The sequence below is a fragment of the Mordavella massiliensis genome (assembly GCF_016901695.1).
Taxonomy (GTDB): domain Bacteria; phylum Bacillota; class Clostridia; order Lachnospirales; family Lachnospiraceae; genus Claveliimonas; species Claveliimonas massiliensis_A.
Window position 1 is genome coordinate 1 of sequence record NZ_JACJKS010000022.1, and the last position, 15,447, is coordinate 15,447.

Annotated in this window: 13 protein-coding genes, 7 tRNA genes, 1 rRNA gene and 1 pseudogene; 8 read left to right on the forward strand and 14 right to left on the reverse strand. The window is 57.7% G+C overall.

What is annotated here, in order from left to right:
* Positions 1 to 109 (forward strand): 23S ribosomal RNA (locus H6A20_RS11550); the annotation flags it as partial.
* 179 nt (positions 110 to 288) lie between these two features.
* Positions 289 to 361: transfer RNA gene (locus tag H6A20_RS11555), tRNA-Asn, on the forward strand.
* A gap of 72 nt (positions 362 to 433) precedes the next feature.
* Here the strand turns inward: H6A20_RS11555 and H6A20_RS11560 are convergent.
* Positions 434 to 2,329, reverse strand: coding sequence for a heavy metal translocating P-type ATPase (locus H6A20_RS11560; RefSeq protein ID WP_204907278.1), 1,896 nt, complete (start codon positions 2,327 to 2,329; stop codon positions 434 to 436).
* A gap of 158 nt (positions 2,330 to 2,487) precedes the next feature.
* Between H6A20_RS11560 and H6A20_RS11565 the strand changes: the two genes are divergently transcribed.
* Entirely contained in the window at positions 2,488 to 3,090 is a 603-nt protein-coding gene (locus H6A20_RS11565; RefSeq protein WP_338106700.1) for a TetR/AcrR family transcriptional regulator, read from the forward strand.
* A 21-nt stretch (positions 3,091 to 3,111) separates the two neighbouring features.
* On the opposite strand, the gene H6A20_RS11570 is transcribed toward H6A20_RS11565, so the two are convergent.
* The 8 genes from H6A20_RS11570 to H6A20_RS11605 all read right to left on the reverse strand — a co-directional run bounded on the left by H6A20_RS11570 (position 3,112) and on the right by H6A20_RS11605 (position 6,882).
* A complete protein-coding gene (locus H6A20_RS11570; protein ID WP_204907279.1) occupies positions 3,112 to 4,239 on the reverse strand; it encodes a glycerate kinase family protein in 1,128 nt (375 codons plus the stop codon).
* A gap of 95 nt (positions 4,240 to 4,334) precedes the next feature.
* Complete coding sequence (locus H6A20_RS11575; RefSeq protein WP_204907280.1) at positions 4,335 to 5,432, reverse strand: CdaR family transcriptional regulator; 1,098 nt, start codon at positions 5,430 to 5,432, stop codon at positions 4,335 to 4,337.
* Between the two features lie 149 nt (positions 5,433 to 5,581).
* A tRNA-Leu gene (locus tag H6A20_RS11580) sits at positions 5,582 to 5,667 on the reverse strand.
* A gap of 21 nt (positions 5,668 to 5,688) precedes the next feature.
* A tRNA-Val gene (locus tag H6A20_RS11585) sits at positions 5,689 to 5,761 on the reverse strand.
* Between the two features lie 30 nt (positions 5,762 to 5,791).
* Positions 5,792 to 5,865, reverse strand: a tRNA-Asp gene (locus tag H6A20_RS11590).
* Positions 5,866 to 5,905: 40 nt separating this feature from the next.
* Positions 5,906 to 5,979: transfer RNA gene (locus tag H6A20_RS11595), tRNA-Ile, on the reverse strand.
* A gap of 54 nt (positions 5,980 to 6,033) precedes the next feature.
* A tRNA-Glu gene (locus H6A20_RS11600) sits at positions 6,034 to 6,105 on the reverse strand.
* Between the two features lie 117 nt (positions 6,106 to 6,222).
* Positions 6,223 to 6,882, reverse strand: a complete 660-nt coding sequence (locus H6A20_RS11605) for a substrate-binding domain-containing protein (protein WP_338106701.1) — start codon at positions 6,880 to 6,882, stop codon at positions 6,223 to 6,225.
* Between H6A20_RS11605 and H6A20_RS11610 the strand changes: the two are divergent.
* Positions 6,779 to 7,057: pseudogene (locus H6A20_RS11610) on the forward strand (ABC transporter ATP-binding protein); the annotation flags it as partial. The gene H6A20_RS11605 and the pseudogene H6A20_RS11610 sit on opposite strands and share 104 nt — an antisense overlap.
* A 68-nt stretch (positions 7,058 to 7,125) precedes the next feature.
* Here the strand turns inward: H6A20_RS11610 and H6A20_RS11615 are convergent.
* Positions 7,126 to 7,404 carry a type II toxin-antitoxin system HicB family antitoxin gene (locus H6A20_RS11615; protein ID WP_204907283.1) on the reverse strand — a complete coding sequence of 93 codons (279 nt, stop codon included), beginning with the start codon at positions 7,402 to 7,404 and terminating at the stop codon, positions 7,126 to 7,128.
* 168 nt (positions 7,405 to 7,572) lie between these two features.
* On the opposite strand from H6A20_RS11615, the gene H6A20_RS11620 reads away from it, so the two are divergent.
* On the forward strand, positions 7,573 to 8,037 hold the full coding sequence (locus tag H6A20_RS11620) for a flavodoxin (RefSeq protein WP_204907284.1): 465 nt from the start codon (positions 7,573 to 7,575) through the stop codon (positions 8,035 to 8,037).
* 67 nt (positions 8,038 to 8,104) lie between these two features.
* Positions 8,105 to 8,746 (forward strand): TetR/AcrR family transcriptional regulator, encoded by a 642-nt coding sequence (locus tag H6A20_RS11625; RefSeq protein ID WP_204907285.1) that lies wholly within the window; start codon positions 8,105 to 8,107, stop codon positions 8,744 to 8,746.
* Positions 8,747 to 8,803: 57 nt separating this feature from the next.
* On the opposite strand, the gene H6A20_RS11630 is transcribed toward H6A20_RS11625, so the two are convergent.
* Positions 8,804 to 10,903 (reverse strand): sodium-translocating pyrophosphatase, encoded by a 2,100-nt coding sequence (locus H6A20_RS11630; protein WP_204907286.1) that lies wholly within the window; start codon positions 10,901 to 10,903, stop codon positions 8,804 to 8,806.
* Between the two features lie 114 nt (positions 10,904 to 11,017).
* Positions 11,018 to 11,731, reverse strand: a complete 714-nt coding sequence (locus H6A20_RS11635) for an HAD family hydrolase (protein WP_204907287.1) — start codon at positions 11,729 to 11,731, stop codon at positions 11,018 to 11,020.
* 145 nt (positions 11,732 to 11,876) lie between these two features.
* Here H6A20_RS11635 and H6A20_RS11640 point away from each other — a divergent pair, with 145 nt between their 5' ends.
* A complete protein-coding gene (locus H6A20_RS11640; RefSeq protein ID WP_204907288.1) occupies positions 11,877 to 12,467 on the forward strand; it encodes a xanthine phosphoribosyltransferase in 591 nt (196 codons plus the stop codon).
* A gap of 20 nt (positions 12,468 to 12,487) precedes the next feature.
* On the forward strand, positions 12,488 to 14,209 hold the full coding sequence (locus tag H6A20_RS11645) for an ABC-ATPase domain-containing protein (RefSeq protein ID WP_204907289.1): 1,722 nt from the start codon (positions 12,488 to 12,490) through the stop codon (positions 14,207 to 14,209).
* On the opposite strand, the gene H6A20_RS11650 is transcribed toward H6A20_RS11645, so the two are convergent.
* On the reverse strand, positions 14,151 to 15,059 hold the full coding sequence (locus H6A20_RS11650; RefSeq protein WP_204907290.1) for a bifunctional hydroxymethylpyrimidine kinase/phosphomethylpyrimidine kinase: 909 nt from the start codon (positions 15,057 to 15,059) through the stop codon (positions 14,151 to 14,153). The two genes, H6A20_RS11645 and H6A20_RS11650, sit on opposite strands and share 59 nt — an antisense overlap.
* A gap of 266 nt (positions 15,060 to 15,325) precedes the next feature.
* Positions 15,326 to 15,399: transfer RNA gene (locus H6A20_RS11655), tRNA-Arg, on the reverse strand.
* Positions 15,400 to 15,447: the final 48 nt, after the last annotated feature.

Sequence of the window (15,447 nt, forward strand, 5' to 3'; positions counted from 1 at the left end):
CCTACGAAAGTAGTAAGACCCCTTGAAGACGACGAGGTAGATAGGGCAGAGGTGGAAGTGTGGTAACACATGGAGCTGACTGTTACTAATCGGTCGAGGGCATAACCAAAAGCTGAACGCTTAGGGAAGACAAGCGGAGCGCAGGCTGAGCTTAGCGTGAAGCTTGTTCGGAACGCAGAGCGGTCCGAACTTCCTAAAGCGGGTGCAGCGCACGGTTCGGGAAAAGATGGAAGATAGACAAGATTTCTTGTATGTGGTTTTGAAGGTACATGTACCTCAATTAAATATTCCTCCTTAGCTCAGTCGGTAGAGCACTCGGCTGTTAACCGAGTTGTCGTTGGTTCGAGTCCAACAGGGGGAGCTGAAAAGCCCGTGAATGTTACATTTACGGGCTTTTTGCTCTAACCATAAAATGAGATGTCCTGTGCGGAAGTCACTCGAATTTCCGGTCATATAGCAGCGCGGCGATCAGCACGACGAGACAGGAGCCCGCATTGTGCACCAGCGCCCCGGTGGTGGGCGTCAGTACTTCCATGAGGGACAGCGCGATGGCTGCAAAGTTGATGCACATGGACAGGGTGATGCTGGCTTTGATCGTCTGAACCGTCGCGTTGGACAGCCGCTTCAGATAGGGGATCCTTGAAATGTCATCGCTCATCAGGGCGATTTCCGCGGCGTCTATGGCGATATCGCTTCCCATGCTCCCCATGGCCACGCTCACATCAGCCGTCTTCAGCGCCGGGGCGTCATTGACGCCGTCGCCGATCATGCATACTTTGTGGTTTTCTGCCTGCAGTCTCTCAATGCTCTGCACTTTTTCTTCCGGCAGAAGCTCTGCGCGCACTTCTCTGATCCCGGCCCGCTGCGCAAAATAGTCTGCAGCTTTCCGGTGGTCGCCGGTGAGCAGTACAGTGCGGGTGCGCATATCCGAAAGCCGGGAGACCATGTTTTTCGCTTCCGGGCGCAGCACATCAGAAAGCGCGATGACGCCGATGCATTTCCGGTCTTCGGCGATGAGAACAGAGGCCTTCCCCTGTGCGCGGAGCTGTTCCAGTGTGGAACGGACGCTGTTATCGATGGGAACTCCATTTTCCGAGAGGAAATTTTCATTGCCGCAGAGCAGGCTGCGGCTGCCTGCCACTGCGAAAACACCTCTGCCTGCGGTCATCTTGAAAGAAGACGTTTCAGATAAGGAGATTCCTTTTACTTTCGCACAGGCTACGATCGCTTTTCCCAGTGGATGCTCGCTCCTGGCTTCTGCGGAAGCGGCGAGAGAGAGCAGTTCGCTCTCGCTGACGGAATGATCGAAAGAGATCACGTCGCTGACGTCCAGGCGGCCATAGGTCAAAGTGCCGGTCTTGTCAAAGGCGATGGTGTCCACTTTTCCCATTTTTTCGAGGGCTTCACCGGATTTGATGATCACGCCATGTTTCGTCGCCTGGCCGATCGCCGCCATGACCGCGGTGGGTGTCGCCAGTACAAGGGCGCAGGGACAGAACACAACGAGCACGGTCACGGCGGTCACGATGTTCCCGGTGAATACATAGGAAAAAATGGCGATCAGCAGGGCGACGGGGACCAGCCAGCTGGCCGCTTTGTCCGCAATCCTCTGCATGGGGGCCTGCCGGTTTTCTGCGTCCTGCACCATGCGGATCAGCTTTTGCAGGGAACTGTCTTCGCCCACCTTTGTAGCCGAAATATCGATAGATCCAAAGCGGTTGATCGTACCGCAGAAGACTTCTTCCCCAACTCCTTTGTCGACGGGCAGGGATTCCCCTGTCATAACCGACTGGTCAACTGAGGTTTCGCCGCTCAGGATCCTCCCGTCAACCGGGATGGCTTCACCGGGCAGGATGCGCAGGATATCTCCCTGCCGGATGTCCTTAGCCGGTACTGTTTCCTCAATCCCGTCTCTCAGCCTGCGCGCTTTCGCCGGGGCAAGGCTGATCAGCTTTTTCAGTCCTTTTTTTGCCCGGTTTGTGGTGGCTTCTTCCAAAAGTGCGCCGATGGCCATGATAAAGGCGACTTCCCCTGCCGCGAACAGATCCCCGATCGCGATCGCCGCGAACATGGCGATGCAGATCAAAAGGGCAGAGGATATCTTGCTGATGCCGGGATTGTGGATCATGCGCCATACCGCCAGATATAAGAGGGGGATGCCGCTGATCACGACAGTGACCCAGGCCGGGTCAAAGGGCAGAAAGGAAAAGTGTGCCGGCGTGCCGCCAAATTCTTCCATCAGGTGCGGGATCAGATCCAGCAGCAGGAATATACCGGCCGCGACCGTCATTGGCAGTCCGGCGAGAAAATCGCTAAGTCTTTTTATCATAATGGTCCCTCCGCGTATATGGCATTTCAAACCGGATCGTCGTTGACACCTGTTTGACGTTGCCGTACAATTGATTTGATAACAAACAATTTGTTCTTTATTTATTGTAGGAAGGATTCCGGAGAAAAACAACGGATAATATGGCCGCTGTGTTTCGTATGGAACATTTTTTGGAAATTGTACGGAAAGGAGTTGTCATGGACAGGAGACAGCAGAAAACAAGGGCGGCTGTTTTTGCAGCGTTCAGTTCGCTTCTGGCGGAAAAAAGCTACAGCAGGATCACGGTGCAGGAGATCATCGATACTGCGAATATCGGCAGGACCACATTCTATGCGCATTTTGAGACAAAAGACGACCTGCTGAAAGCCTTATGCGAGGTGCTTTTCGATCACATTATCAGCAGCGCGACAGACTGCACCCACACCCATGGACTGTATTCTGACAAAAATGCACCGGAATCTGTGTTCTGCCACTTACTGCAGCATCTGCAGGAAGATGAAAACAATATCCTTGAACTGCTTTCCTGCGAGAGCAGCGAGCTTTTTCTGCGGTATTTCAAAGACAGCCTAAACGAGCTGATAAAAAGACAGTTTGTCGGCCGGGACAGGGAAAAGAACGCGGATATCCCGGAGGATTTTCTGGTCAACCACATTTCCGGAAGCTTTGTGGAAATGGTGCTGTGGTGGATCAGAGGGCGGATGAAGCAGACGCCGGAGGAGCTGGACCGGTATTTCCGGGCAGTCATAGAGCCGGTTCTCTAATAGGAAATCAGGTCCCCCGGCTTATAAAAGCCGGAAGACCTGATTGATCGTCTGTCTGATATTTTCTTTTGCCACCTCTGGCTTCATCGCTTCCTCCAGCGTGGTCACGCCCCGCACTACGGGGAAGAAAGCATCGATGCCGGCGTCGTTGCAGGCGGTTGCCTCCCGTGTCACGCTGCCCGCGATGGCGATGACTTTTGCGCCGTATTTTTTGGCCAGCTTCGCCACGCCAACAGGCGCTTTTCCCATGGCAGTCTGGTGGTCCAGACGCCCCTCGCCGGTGATGACGATATCCGCATCCTTCAGCTCCGCCTCCAGTCCGACAGCGTCCAGGATGAGGTCAATGCCCGGGGAGAGCTCCGCGCCCAGGAAGGAGAGGAAGGCAAAGCCAAGCCCGCCGGCCGCGCCGGCTCCCGGATACTCCCTGTAGTCGCATCCAAGATCACGGGACACAGCAGCGGCATAGTTGGCCATCCCCTCGTCCAGGGCCTGCTTCATGTCCTCCGTGACGCCCTTCTGGGGACCGTAGATGTAGGTGGCGCCGTTCTCGCCGCATAAGGGGTTGTTCACATCGCAGGCGATACGGAAATGACAGTCTGTGAGAAGCGGATGTTTTCCATCCGTTTTTACGGAAGCGATCTTTGCCAGCGCCTGGGCGCCCTCGCCGGGATCGGCCCCGCTCTGATCTGCGAAGGTGAAGCCGAGGGCCCTGAGCATGCCGATGCCTCCGTCGTTGGTGGCGCTGCCGCCGATGCCGATGATGAAATTGCGACACCCCTTCTCCATGGCGTTCAGGATCATCTCGCCCACGCCGTATGTGGTGGCGGCAAGGGGATCCTTCTCCGCCTCTGTGACAAGTGTGATGCCTGCGGCAGCGGCCATCTCAATGATGGCTGTCCGGCTGTCCGGCAGATACCCGTAGTAGCAGTCCACCGGCTTTCCAAGCGGCCCGGTGGCTGTCATCTCCACCTTCTGCCCGTTCATTCCCTCGATCAGGGCATCCGTCGTGCCCTCTCCGCCGTCCGCGAGAGGCTTTACGATCATGTCCGCCTCCGGTCTTGCCAGCAGGACCCCTTCCTTTGCAGCATGGCCTGCTTCCATGGAAGAGAGGCTTCCTTTAAATGAGTCGATTGCAGCAACAACTTTCATCTGTATTCCTCCTGTCCGAATATTTTCTAATTGTAGTTTAACATGCCTTCTTTGTTATATAAACAGAATTTATAACAAATAATTAAGAAAATATGTTACATGTAACAATCCTGGAGTTTCAGGGCAAGGCAGAGGACGACGGCGTCCTGAAAGCGCCTCGGATTCAGGCCGCAGAGGCGGTAGATCCGGTTGAGCTTATACTGCACCGTGTTTTTGTGAAGAAAAAGCGCCTGGCACGTGTTGGAAAGAGACTGGTCTTTCTCAAAATAGACGCGGAGCAGGGCGAGGTCGTCCGCGTCGAGCGGGGAGAGGATGCGCTGGCAGAATGCGCTCTGTGTCCGGGCCGGAACGGCTGCCAGCAGGATCTCCAGCGTCAGGTCGTCAAACAGGCAGAACGCGTCATGACCTGCCCGGCGCTCCAGTGTCTCCAGGGCGATGCGCGCGGTGGAGAGCGATGCTGGAAGGTCTTCCAGGGAGGCGGCGCTGCCGGCGGCCGTCCCGAAAGAACCGGGATGTGCGCTTTCAAACTGTCCCAGCTTTTCCCGGTACAGTTCCAGATCCTCCGCGTTGATCAGGATTCGGAACGTGGCGGGGTACTGGTAGCCGTACAGGCAGCCGGGCAGGGATTCCAGCAGGTGGGAGAGAAGACCCTCCAGCTCAGACAGACTCTGGCTGCCCTGCCGCCAGAGCTTCAGAAGCAGGATCCGTTTGGATGTGGAGGCGTCTACGTGAAGGCTTTTCAATTCCTTCCGGATCTCTGCCGATGCGTCCGAGGTCAGCGGCTCGCCGTCGAGCAGGAGATTCAGCAGATAGTTCCGCCTCCGGGCCAGTGTGCGGGCTGCTGCGCCCAGCTCCTGCTCCCGGAGCAGGAGGAGGGTGATCCGCTCCGCCAGGTGCGCGTAGGCCCGCACCTGCTCAGGCTCCCCGCTGATTCCGATGACGGCAGTGAGGATCCCGTCGCGGAAGACGGGGATGTTCACGCCCTTCTTTGTGCCGGGGAACAGACCGTCCTTAGGCACTTCCAGGGTCCCGCCCCTGGCGATCACCTGCCTGCCTCCCTCATGGACCGTGCCGATGCGGGCCGGGTCTGTGCTGGCGAGAACCAGCCCCCTGCTGTCTATAAAATTGATATCGAAGCCGCAGACATCCTTGACAGTGTCCACGATCTGCTGTGCTGTTTTCTTGTGGATCATGTGATGTACCTCTCCGGAAAAAATGCTTACCTTAGTTATAATGGGATACGGCGGGAAAGTCAACGGAAACGGATGGGATGGAATGCCGGATGTTTTTAAAAAAATAAGAGAAACGTCGTACAACCAACGTTTCTCTTACTTTTCTTCAATGCCGCAGACCGGAATCGAACCGGTACGGGAGGTTAGTCCCGCAGGATTTTAAGTCCTGTGCGTCTGCCAGTTCCGCCACTGCGGCATATCTCTTATACGAGATAAATGGGACCTATAGGGCTCGAACCTATGACCCTCTGCTTGTAAGGCAGATGCTCTCCCAGCTGAGCTAAGATCCCAAACGAAACAACCACAGGTGCCTGAACGAACGACCCAGAAGAGACTCGAACTCTCGACCTCCGCCGTGACAGGGCGGCGCTCTAACCAACTGAGCCACTGGGCCAGATATGAAAACTTTATATTTGAGCGCGACACGCGCTCAGTGGACCTTCGGGGACTCGAACCCAGGACCGACCGGTTATGAGCCGGTTGCTCTAACCAACTGAGCTAAAGGTCCAAATTAGCAGTCCCTTTAAGGACTAAGTCTGCCGTTCAAAGATCGGCAGTCCAGTGACTCCGACGGGAATCGAACCCGTGTTACCGCCGTGAAAGGGCGATGTCTTAACCTCTTGACCACGGAGCCGTTCATGATTTTTCAGGTCCCCTGGAAGCCGAAAATCTCAGGTGACCGTCTAATATAATATCATACAGGCTGTCTTTTGGCAAGAATTTTTTAGAAAAAGGGTTCGATTCCGTTTTTTTATTTTTCCCGGAACCGTTCGGCCAGCAGGGTCAGGAACTGCCGCAGGACCGGGTGGTCGTTCCTGCGCTGGCAGTAGACGCCGTAGGGGACGGCGGGCAGGCCGGTGACGGGAATGCAGCGCAGGCCGTCCGTCCTGGCCAGTGGGAGAGCCGGGAACAGGGTGTAGCCCAGGCCGGCCTTCACAAGGGTGAGGGCGCTCTCGATGCTGCTGGCAAAGTACCGCTGCCCCGGGGGCAGACTGGCCAGGATCCCGTTCTGGATGGCGAAGATGGAGTCCGGGATCTGGCGGGGCGAGCAGGCGATGAAGCTGCCGGCCAGGTCCCGCTTTACAAGGGTGTCTCTGCCGGCCAGAGGGTGGTCCGGCGCGCAGTAGCAGGCAAGCGGCGCAGCGCACAGCTCCCGGAAGACGAGGGAGCTTTTTTTCTGTTCGCCCTTAAAGGCGAGACAGGCGTGGAGCTGATCGTTCTCCACCAGGGTCAGGAGGGAGGGGGAGGGGACGAGATGGATGTCCGGGCGCAGGAGGGGGAAATGTCCGGCCAGCTCCCCAAGCACCAGGGCCGCGGTGGCGGATCCGCCGGCGCTCATCCTGGACGAGGCGACGTCCTCCATCGACACCCGCACGGAGAAGCTGGTACAGGCCGGCATGGACGCCCTCATGAAGGGGCGGACCACCTTTGTCATCGCCCACCGGCTGTCCACAGTCAAAAACTCCGACTGCATCATGGTCATGGAGCAGGGGCGCATCATTGAGCGGGGGACCCACGACGAACTGATTGAAAAGAAAGGGAAGTATTACCAGCTTTACACCGGCAATTTCGCGGCGCAGGGGTAAGGCGTCCGCTGCTTTGCACAAAAAAGACATCTCGCACCGGATAACGGCGGAGATGTCTTTTTTGTCCTCTATTCGTCCCAACCCTCGTAGAAGCGGATATTGACGGAGATGTTGCGGATCTCGTCCCCCTCCTGCGTCTCGATGTCCTCCGGATCGGTGACAAACGGCAGATTGGGATCCTCCTCCTCAAGCTCCACGCTGATCCAGGTCCGGGCAGCCTCGTTGGCATTGTCAATGGCGTCGTCCAGCGTGTCGCCGGACGCTTCACAGCACTCCAGATCCGGGAAATAGGCATGGTAGCGTCCGTCTTCTTTTTTGCGGAATACCGCAGGGTATATAAAATTCATGGCAGTCGGCCTCCTTTGTTATTGTGCGTCAACGCTATTGTAGCACAAGTGATGATTTTTTGGGAAGGAATAAAACAGAAAAATATTGACATGATGTCAGAATGGTAGTATCATACATGTACTGACACAATGTCAGAATACGACGGATCGTAAAAGGAGAGGAAACGTATGAGTAAATGTCTGGTGGCCTATTTTTCTGCAAGCGGAGTGACGGAAAAAACGGCGAAAAAGATCGCTGAGGCGGCGGGGGCGGACCTGTATGAGATCCGGCCGGCCCAGCCCTACACATCCGCGGATCTGAACTGGATGGACAAGAAGAGCCGCAGTACGTTGGAGATGAATGATCCGGCCTGCCGTCCGCAGATCGAGGGGGCGGTGGAGAACATGGGGCAGTACGACACGGTCTTTGTCGGGTTCCCCGTGTGGTGGTATGTGGAGCCGCGGATCGTGGATACCTTCCTGGAGTCCTACGACTTTGCAGGCAGGAAGATGATCCCCTTTGCCACGTCGGGCGGAAGCGGGATCGGCAGGGCGCAGGAGAGCCTGAAGGAGCACTGCCCTGCGGCTGACTGGCAGCCCGGCCGGGTGCTGAACGGCGGCGACATCACAGCCTGGCTAAGAAGCGTCCTCTGATCGCCATTGACGCCATCCTGGCATACAGGTATACTGTATGTGACAAAAGCGGAAAGAAGGAGCATGTATGCCGAAGGGATCAGAAGAACTGACAAATGCAAGAAAGGATGAGATCATCAGCGCCTGCGCCGCCCTCTATGAGACGATGAGCTTCAGGGACATCACGCTGCGTGAGATCGGAGCGAGAACGTCGTTTACCCGCACCTCGATCTACAATTACTTTCAGACGAAGGAGGAGATCTTCCTCGCCCTTTTCCAGAGGGAGTACGAGGCCTGGAACCGGGACCTGGAGCAGATGATGGAAGAGCATGACAGCATGAGCGCGGGAGAATTTGCGTCCGCCCTTGCTGCCACGCTGGAGAAGAGGGCGCAGCTTCTGAAGCTTCTGGCGATGAACCATTACGACATGGAGGCCAACAGCCGGATGGAAAACCTGGTGGCGTTCAAGGTCGCCTATGGAAATACGCTGCGGACGTTCGCCTGCTGTCTGGAGAAGTATTTCCCCCAGATGGACGCAGACGGCGTCCAGGGATTCCTCTACGCCTTCTTCCCGTTCCTGTTCGGCGTATACCCCTACACTACGGTGACGGAGAAGCAGAAGGAGGCCATGGACAGGGCGGGAGTCAATTACGTATGCCTTACCGTGGGCGAGATCATTGCGTCCATGGTGAACAAGCTGCTGGCAGATCAGAGACAGGATCAGAGATAATAAAGAGAAGTCCGGGAGGCGCACATGCCGTCCCGGACTTTTTCTGTCACAAAACATCTAAAAGATATGATAGTTTACGACCAGCGCCGCGAACACGATGGATACCATGGAGAGCAGCTTGATGAGGATGTTGATGGAGGGGCCGGAGGTGTCCTTGAAGGGATCGCCCACGGTGTCCCCCACAACGGCCGCCTTGTGCTGCTCGCTCCCCTTGCCGCCGTGCTGCCCGCTCTCGATGTATTTCTTGGCGTTGTCCCAGGCGCCGCCTGCGTTTGCCATGAAGATCGCCATGAGGAAGCCGGTGGCGGTGGAGCCGGTGAGCAGGCCGATGACGCCGTTGTAGCCCAGGACAAGGCCTGTGACGACGGGGGTGATGATGGCCAGCAGGGTGGGCAGGATCATCTCGTGGAGGCTGGCCTTTGTGCAGATGTCCACGCATTTCTCATAGTCCGCCTCATTTGTTCCCTCCATGAGACCTGTGATCTCCCGGAACTGCCGCCGCACTTCCACGACAATGCTCTGGGCCGCCCTTCCGACAGAGGACATGGTAAGGGCCGCGAACACGAAGGGCAGGCAGGAGCCGATGAAGATGCCGATGAGGACCGTGGGATTCATGACGCTCATGTCGAGGGCCACCTCGCTGCCGCCCACCTCCTGCACTTTCTCCACGTAGGAGGCGATGAGGGCCAGGGCGGTGAGGGCGGCGCTGCCGATGGCAAAGCCCTTGCCGGTGGCTGCCGTCGTATTGCCAAGAGAGTCCAGGGCGTCTGTGCGCCTCCGCACATCCTCCTCAAGGCCGGCCATCTCCGCGATGCCGCCGGCGTTGTCTGCGATGGGCCCGTAGGCGTCTGTGGCCAGGGTGATGCCCAGGGTGGACAGCATGCCGACCGCCGCCAGGGCGATGCCGTACAGTCCTCTGGTGGCCTCAATGAACCCGCCGGAGAGGGCGTAGGCGGCCAGGACGCAGACGGCGATGATGACGATGGGAACGGCGGTGGAGAGCATGCCGAGACTCAGGCCGCCGATGATGATGGTGGCGGATCCGGTCTCGGATTTGTCCGCCAGATCCTGCGTGGGTTTATAGGTGTCGGATGTAAAGTACTCCGTGAAGAAACCGATCAGCACGCCGGCCAGCAGGCCGCCCAGGATGGCGAAGTAAAATCCGATGAAGTCCTTCCCCAGGACGAACCATACGAGGGGGAAGGAGATGACCGCGATCAGGAGGGCGCTCGTGTTGGTGCCCCGGCGCAGGGCCTTGAGAAGGGTGCTCTGGTCCGTGTTCTCGCCGGTCCTCACAAGGAGGGAGCCGAGGATGGAGGCCAGGACGCCCACCGCGGCCAGAAGCATGGGGATCACGACCGCATTGACCCGGTCCACGGACTCGATCTTATTGAAGGCGATGACGCCGAGGGAGCAGGCGGAGAGGATGGAGCCCACATAGGACTCGTACAGGTCCGCGCCCATGCCGGCCACGTCGCCCACATTGTCGCCCACGTTGTCTGCGATGACGGCCGGGTTGCGGGGGTCGTCCTCCGGGATGCCGGCCTCCACTTTCCCCACCAGGTCAGCGCCCACATCCGCGGCCTTCGTGTAGATGCCGCCGCCCACGCGGGCGAAGAGGGCCATGGAGGAGGCGCCCATGCCGAAGGTCAGCATGGTGCTTGTGATATCCTCCAGAGGCAGCTTAAAGACAAGCCTGAGCAGGAGATACCAGATGGAGATGTCCAGAAGCCCCAGCCCCACAACGGTGAAGCCCATGACGGAGCCGGCCGAGAAGGCCACGTTAAGGCCCCGGTTCAGGCTGCTCTGGCAGGCTGCGGCCGTGCGGGCGTTGGCTCTTGTGGCGATCTGCATGCCCACGAACCCGGACAGGCCCGAAAAAAATCCTCCCGTCACGAAGGCGAAGGGGACGAACCATGTCAGGAGCCCCAGCGCCGCCATGATGAAGAGGATGACGAACATGACCGCAAAAAATCCGGCCAGGATCTTATACTGGCGTCTTAAATAAGCCATTGCCCCGCTGTGGATGGATGCGGAGATCTTTTTCATCTGTTCATTGCCCTCGGGAAAGCCGAGGACTTTCTTTGCCCGGCTTGCCACGAAAAGAAGCGCGATGACAGAGCCGGCGAGTGTCAGAAGTGCAAGTTCATTGTCCATAAAATCTTTCCTCCATTCCTGTGTGTGAAAAACAACGATTTGAGAACAATTATAGCACTTTTAACGGGAAATGCCACGCTTTTTCAGTTAATTAATTGTGAACATTTTATATCTTTAGACAAGTCTGCGGATATGCTCCTGCAGCTCCGGGAATCCTCCGTTCGGGTAGAGGGAGACGTCAGCCTCCCGCCTGTTGATCAGGCAGTCCGTGAGGAGGAAGACCTGCATGCCCAGATCCAGGGTGCCCATGTCCTCGTCCACGTCGTTGCCCACCATCAGGCACTCCTGAGGGGTGAGGGAGCAGTGAGCCAGGATGTCCCGGTAGTAGTCCGGGTTTGGCTTGCAGTGGACAGAGTTCTCGTAGGTGGTGTAGTACTCAAAGTCGGCGGGCGATACGCCGGCCCACGCCATGCGGCTCTCGGTGGCGACAGCGGGAAAGAGGGGGTTGGTGGCCAGGATCGTGCGAAGTCCCAGCTCCCGGCAGAGGCGAACGCTCCTGGCGGCCTGCGGATTGAAGCCGCACACGGTCCGGGCCTCCTGGAATTCCACCTCGTAGAAGGAGCGGAACACAGGAATGTCCTCCAGCGCCCTCTCGCCGAAGACGCCGCCGAAGAAGTTCCAGAACACGTCCTCGTTGGAGGCGGAGCCGTCGTTTTGTACCATGGCGGATGTGCCGCCCCACACGGCCTGGATGAGTTTCTCCGGCTCGTAGCCGAGGGGGGCCATCTTAAGGGCCAGTTTTTTAAAATATGTCTTTACGAACAGATCCTGATCCATGGGGAGCAGGGTCCCGTCCAGGTCGAACAGAACAGCTTTGATCTTTCTCATAGGTATGTCTCCTTCTTTTGTGTAGTCGGAAGCGGCGCGCCGGCCGCGCTGTAATAAAGTATAGAATGGGAAATCGGCCATTGTCAACCACACGGTTTTCTCCTATAATAGATGTATTCAAAAAAACAGCGAAAGAGGAGCAGATATGAATTTTTTAGAGGAACGCATCGTAAAAGACGGGATCATCAAAGAGGGCAATGTGCTGAAGGTGGACAGCTTCCTGAACCATCAGATGGATATCAGGCTGTTCGATGAGATCGGGGCGGAATTTAAGAAGCGGTTCGCCGGGAAGCCCATCAACAAGATCCTCACCATTGAGGCCTCCGGCATCGGCATTGCCTGCGTGGCGGCCCAGCATTTCCAGGTGCCGGTGGTGTTTGCCAAGAAGACGCAGAGCATCAACCTGGAAGGGGAGATGTATGTGGCTGAGGTGGAGTCTTTCACGCACCGCTGCAGGAACCAGGTCATCGTGTCCAAGAAGTTCCTGAACGGGGACGATCATGTGCTGATCATCGACGATTTCCTGGCCAACGGCTGCGCCCTGCAGGGCCTGATCCAGATCGTGCAGGCGGCGGGAGCCACAGTGGAGGGGATCGGGATCGTCATCGAGAAGGGATTCCAGCCCGGCGGGAGCATCATCCGCAACCTCGGGTACCAGTTGGAGTCGCTGGCCATCGTGGACGCCATGGATGAGGAGACCGGGACCTTTGTGTTCCGCGAGCAGAAGGAAAGATAGTAAAAGGAGCAGACGGCAGAATGAATACAGCAGTGCAGCTTGAACAGCAGCTTATGAGCATACACAGGAAGAGTTATCCGGCGTACAAAAGCCTGGCGGGGAGCTGGCAGTTCCCCGGGTACATCCTTCACATTGACCATGTGCAGGGGGATCCCTTTGCAGCCCCCTCCAAAGTGAGCGTGGAGGTGTCAGGGAAGACGGCGGGTTTCCCGCCGCAGCTCTTTGACAGGAAGGATAAAAGGATCGCGCTTCAGGACTATCTGACCCGGGAGTTTGGCCGGCAGATATCCGCCTTCCTGTTTCAGGCGAAGGGGTCCGGGAAGAGCGGCCTTCTGAGCATCAGCCGGTGCGGCCAGGAGGTGCTGGAGCGGACGGCCCTGGAGATGGATGAGGGGCGGATCCGGGTGAGGTTCGAGGTGGGGTTCCCGGCCAACGGGCGCACCATCAACGCGCCGGAGCTGAAGAAGATCCTCTTTGACTATGTGCCCCAGTGTGTAAAGAAGGCATTGTACTACAGGAACCTGGACCCTGCGGCGCTGCAGGCCGTGGCGGACCTGGCGGAGGACCAGACCTTCATCCGCCGGGAGCTGAAGCGGCTGGACCTGGTGGCCTTTGTGGCCAACGGATCCGTCCTGCCGCGGCAGAGCGGCGTGTCGGACAGGCCCATGAAGGGGGCGGTCGTATTTGAGAGCCCGGAGAGCATGGAGGTGGAGCTTACCCTGCCCCACAGAGGGCCTGTCAAGGGCATGGGGATCCCGCGCGGCATCACCCTCATCGTGGGCGGCGGCTACCACGGGAAGTCCACCCTCCTGAAGGCGCTGGAGCTGGGCGTGTACAACCACATAGCCGGGGACGGCAGGGAGTATGTGATCACCGACGACACGGCCGTGAAGATCCGTGCGGAGGACGGCAGGGCGGTGTCGCACGTGGACATCTCACCCTTTATCAACCACCTGCCAAACGGGAAGGACACGGTGGATTTCTCCACGGAGGACGCCAGCGGGTCCACCTCCCAGGCGGCGAACGTGGTGGAGGCGGTGGAGGCCGGCGCAGGGGCGCTCCTCATCGACGAGGACACGTCCGCCACCAATTTCATGGTGCGGGACGCCCTCATGCAGTCGGTCATCGCCCGGGAGCAGGAGCCCATCACGCCGTTCATCGAGCAGGCCGGGAAGCTGTATGGAGAGAAGGGGGTCTCTGTGATCCTGGTGGCGGGAAGTTCAGGAGCTTACTTTTATATTGCGGATAAGATCATCCAGATGGATACGTACCGGGCGTACGATATCACCGGCCATGTGAAGGACATCTGCAGCCGGAACAGGGAGGAGATGGAGTTCGTTACAGCCCACCGGAAGGAGTCTGAGGAGATCGCCAGATGGGGCGCCATGACCCGCCGGCCCCGCCTCGGGAAGATCGACAAAAAGCACGGCCAGATCAAGGTCAAACAGTATGGAAAAGACAGCTTTTCCATCGGGAAGGACACGGTGGAACTCAAGTACGTGGAGCAGATCACGGACAGCGAGCAGACCACTGCCCTCAGCTATGTGCTGAAACATGTCATCGGGGAGATGGAGACGAAGAAATCCGCCAGCCTGGAAGAGCTGGCGGAGAAGATCAGCCGGGAGATGGAAGAAAAAGGGCCCTCCTGCCTGGTGAAGGGATCCAGCGTCCCGTCCGGCCTCGCTATGACGAGGAAGCAGGAGATATATGCGTGTCTGAACCGCTACAGGGGCTTTCACTAGCAGGAGCCAGCATGGACAGGTACTTCTCGTAATTGACGCCGTCATTGCGGGGTACCTGTTCTTTTATTGTGTCAGCCAGGGCCTGGCAGAGAAATTCGCCCGCCAGGCGCACGGAATCCGCCAGCGCGTCCCCCCTTGCCCGGCCTGCGGCGATGCAGGCGGCGAAGAGGTCCCCCGTGCCGGAGTAGCTGCCCCCGACGCAGGGGAAGGACAGGAGAGAGTGCTCCTTCTCTGTGACGATGAGGTTGCCGAGCATGGCGGCGCCGTCCGCGTCTGTGAAGCGGATGCCGGTGACGAGGACTTCTTTCAGCCGCGCGCCAAGCAGGGACCTGGCAAGTTCGCTTATGACTTCCAGCCTGAGGGGCAGGTTTGCGATGGCGCAGATCTCCCCGTATCCCGCCCCTGTCAGGAGGCACAGCTCCGTCAGGTTGGGGGTGATGAGATCCGCCTGCGCGCACAGCTCCTTCATCTTGAGGAGCAGGCCCTCTGTGAAGAGGCCGTGGGGCTTCCCGTCGCCGCCAAGGACCGGGTCCACCAGGAGGAAGGTCCCGTCTGTGAGGAAGCTGTCCAGGAACATCCGGATCTGTCTGACCTGTCTTTCATCCGCCAGGAAGCCGGTGGTGATGCCGTCAAAATGGACGCCCATCTTCTCCCACTCGCTGCGGATGAGGGGCATTTTATCGGTGTAGCTGTCAAAGTAGTAGTGGGGGTAGCCCGTCTGCGCGCTCAGGATGGCGGTGGGCAGGGGGCAGGGCTGCACGCCCATGGCTGCGGTCACGGAGATGGCAGCGGTGAGGGAGCAGCGGCCGAAGCCGGAGAGGTCGTTGATCACGGCTATTTTTTTTGTCATATCATCAGATCCTTTGCAAATTCAAATGTTGTTTTTATACTATAGCATGAAAATGGCGGCGCTTCAATCGCGCATAAAAAGACCAGAGTGAAAGCACTCTGGCCGGAGGGGGAAATTATGAAAAAGAAAATTGAATAAAGGGTGTTCCCTTTGTTCATGTATTACTATACCGGGAATTTGTGATGAAATTGTGACTGCCTTATTAAATAAATGTGAAAGGAGCATGAACAAAAAAGCGGCTCCCCTTCCGGGAACCGCTTTTCGCACGTGGGCAAGAGGATTCGAACCCCCGACCTTCTGGTCCGTAGCCAGACGCTCTATCCAGCTGAGCTATGCCCACATTTGCTGTGCGTATCTCTCACAGCAAAAATTATTATATTACATCTGC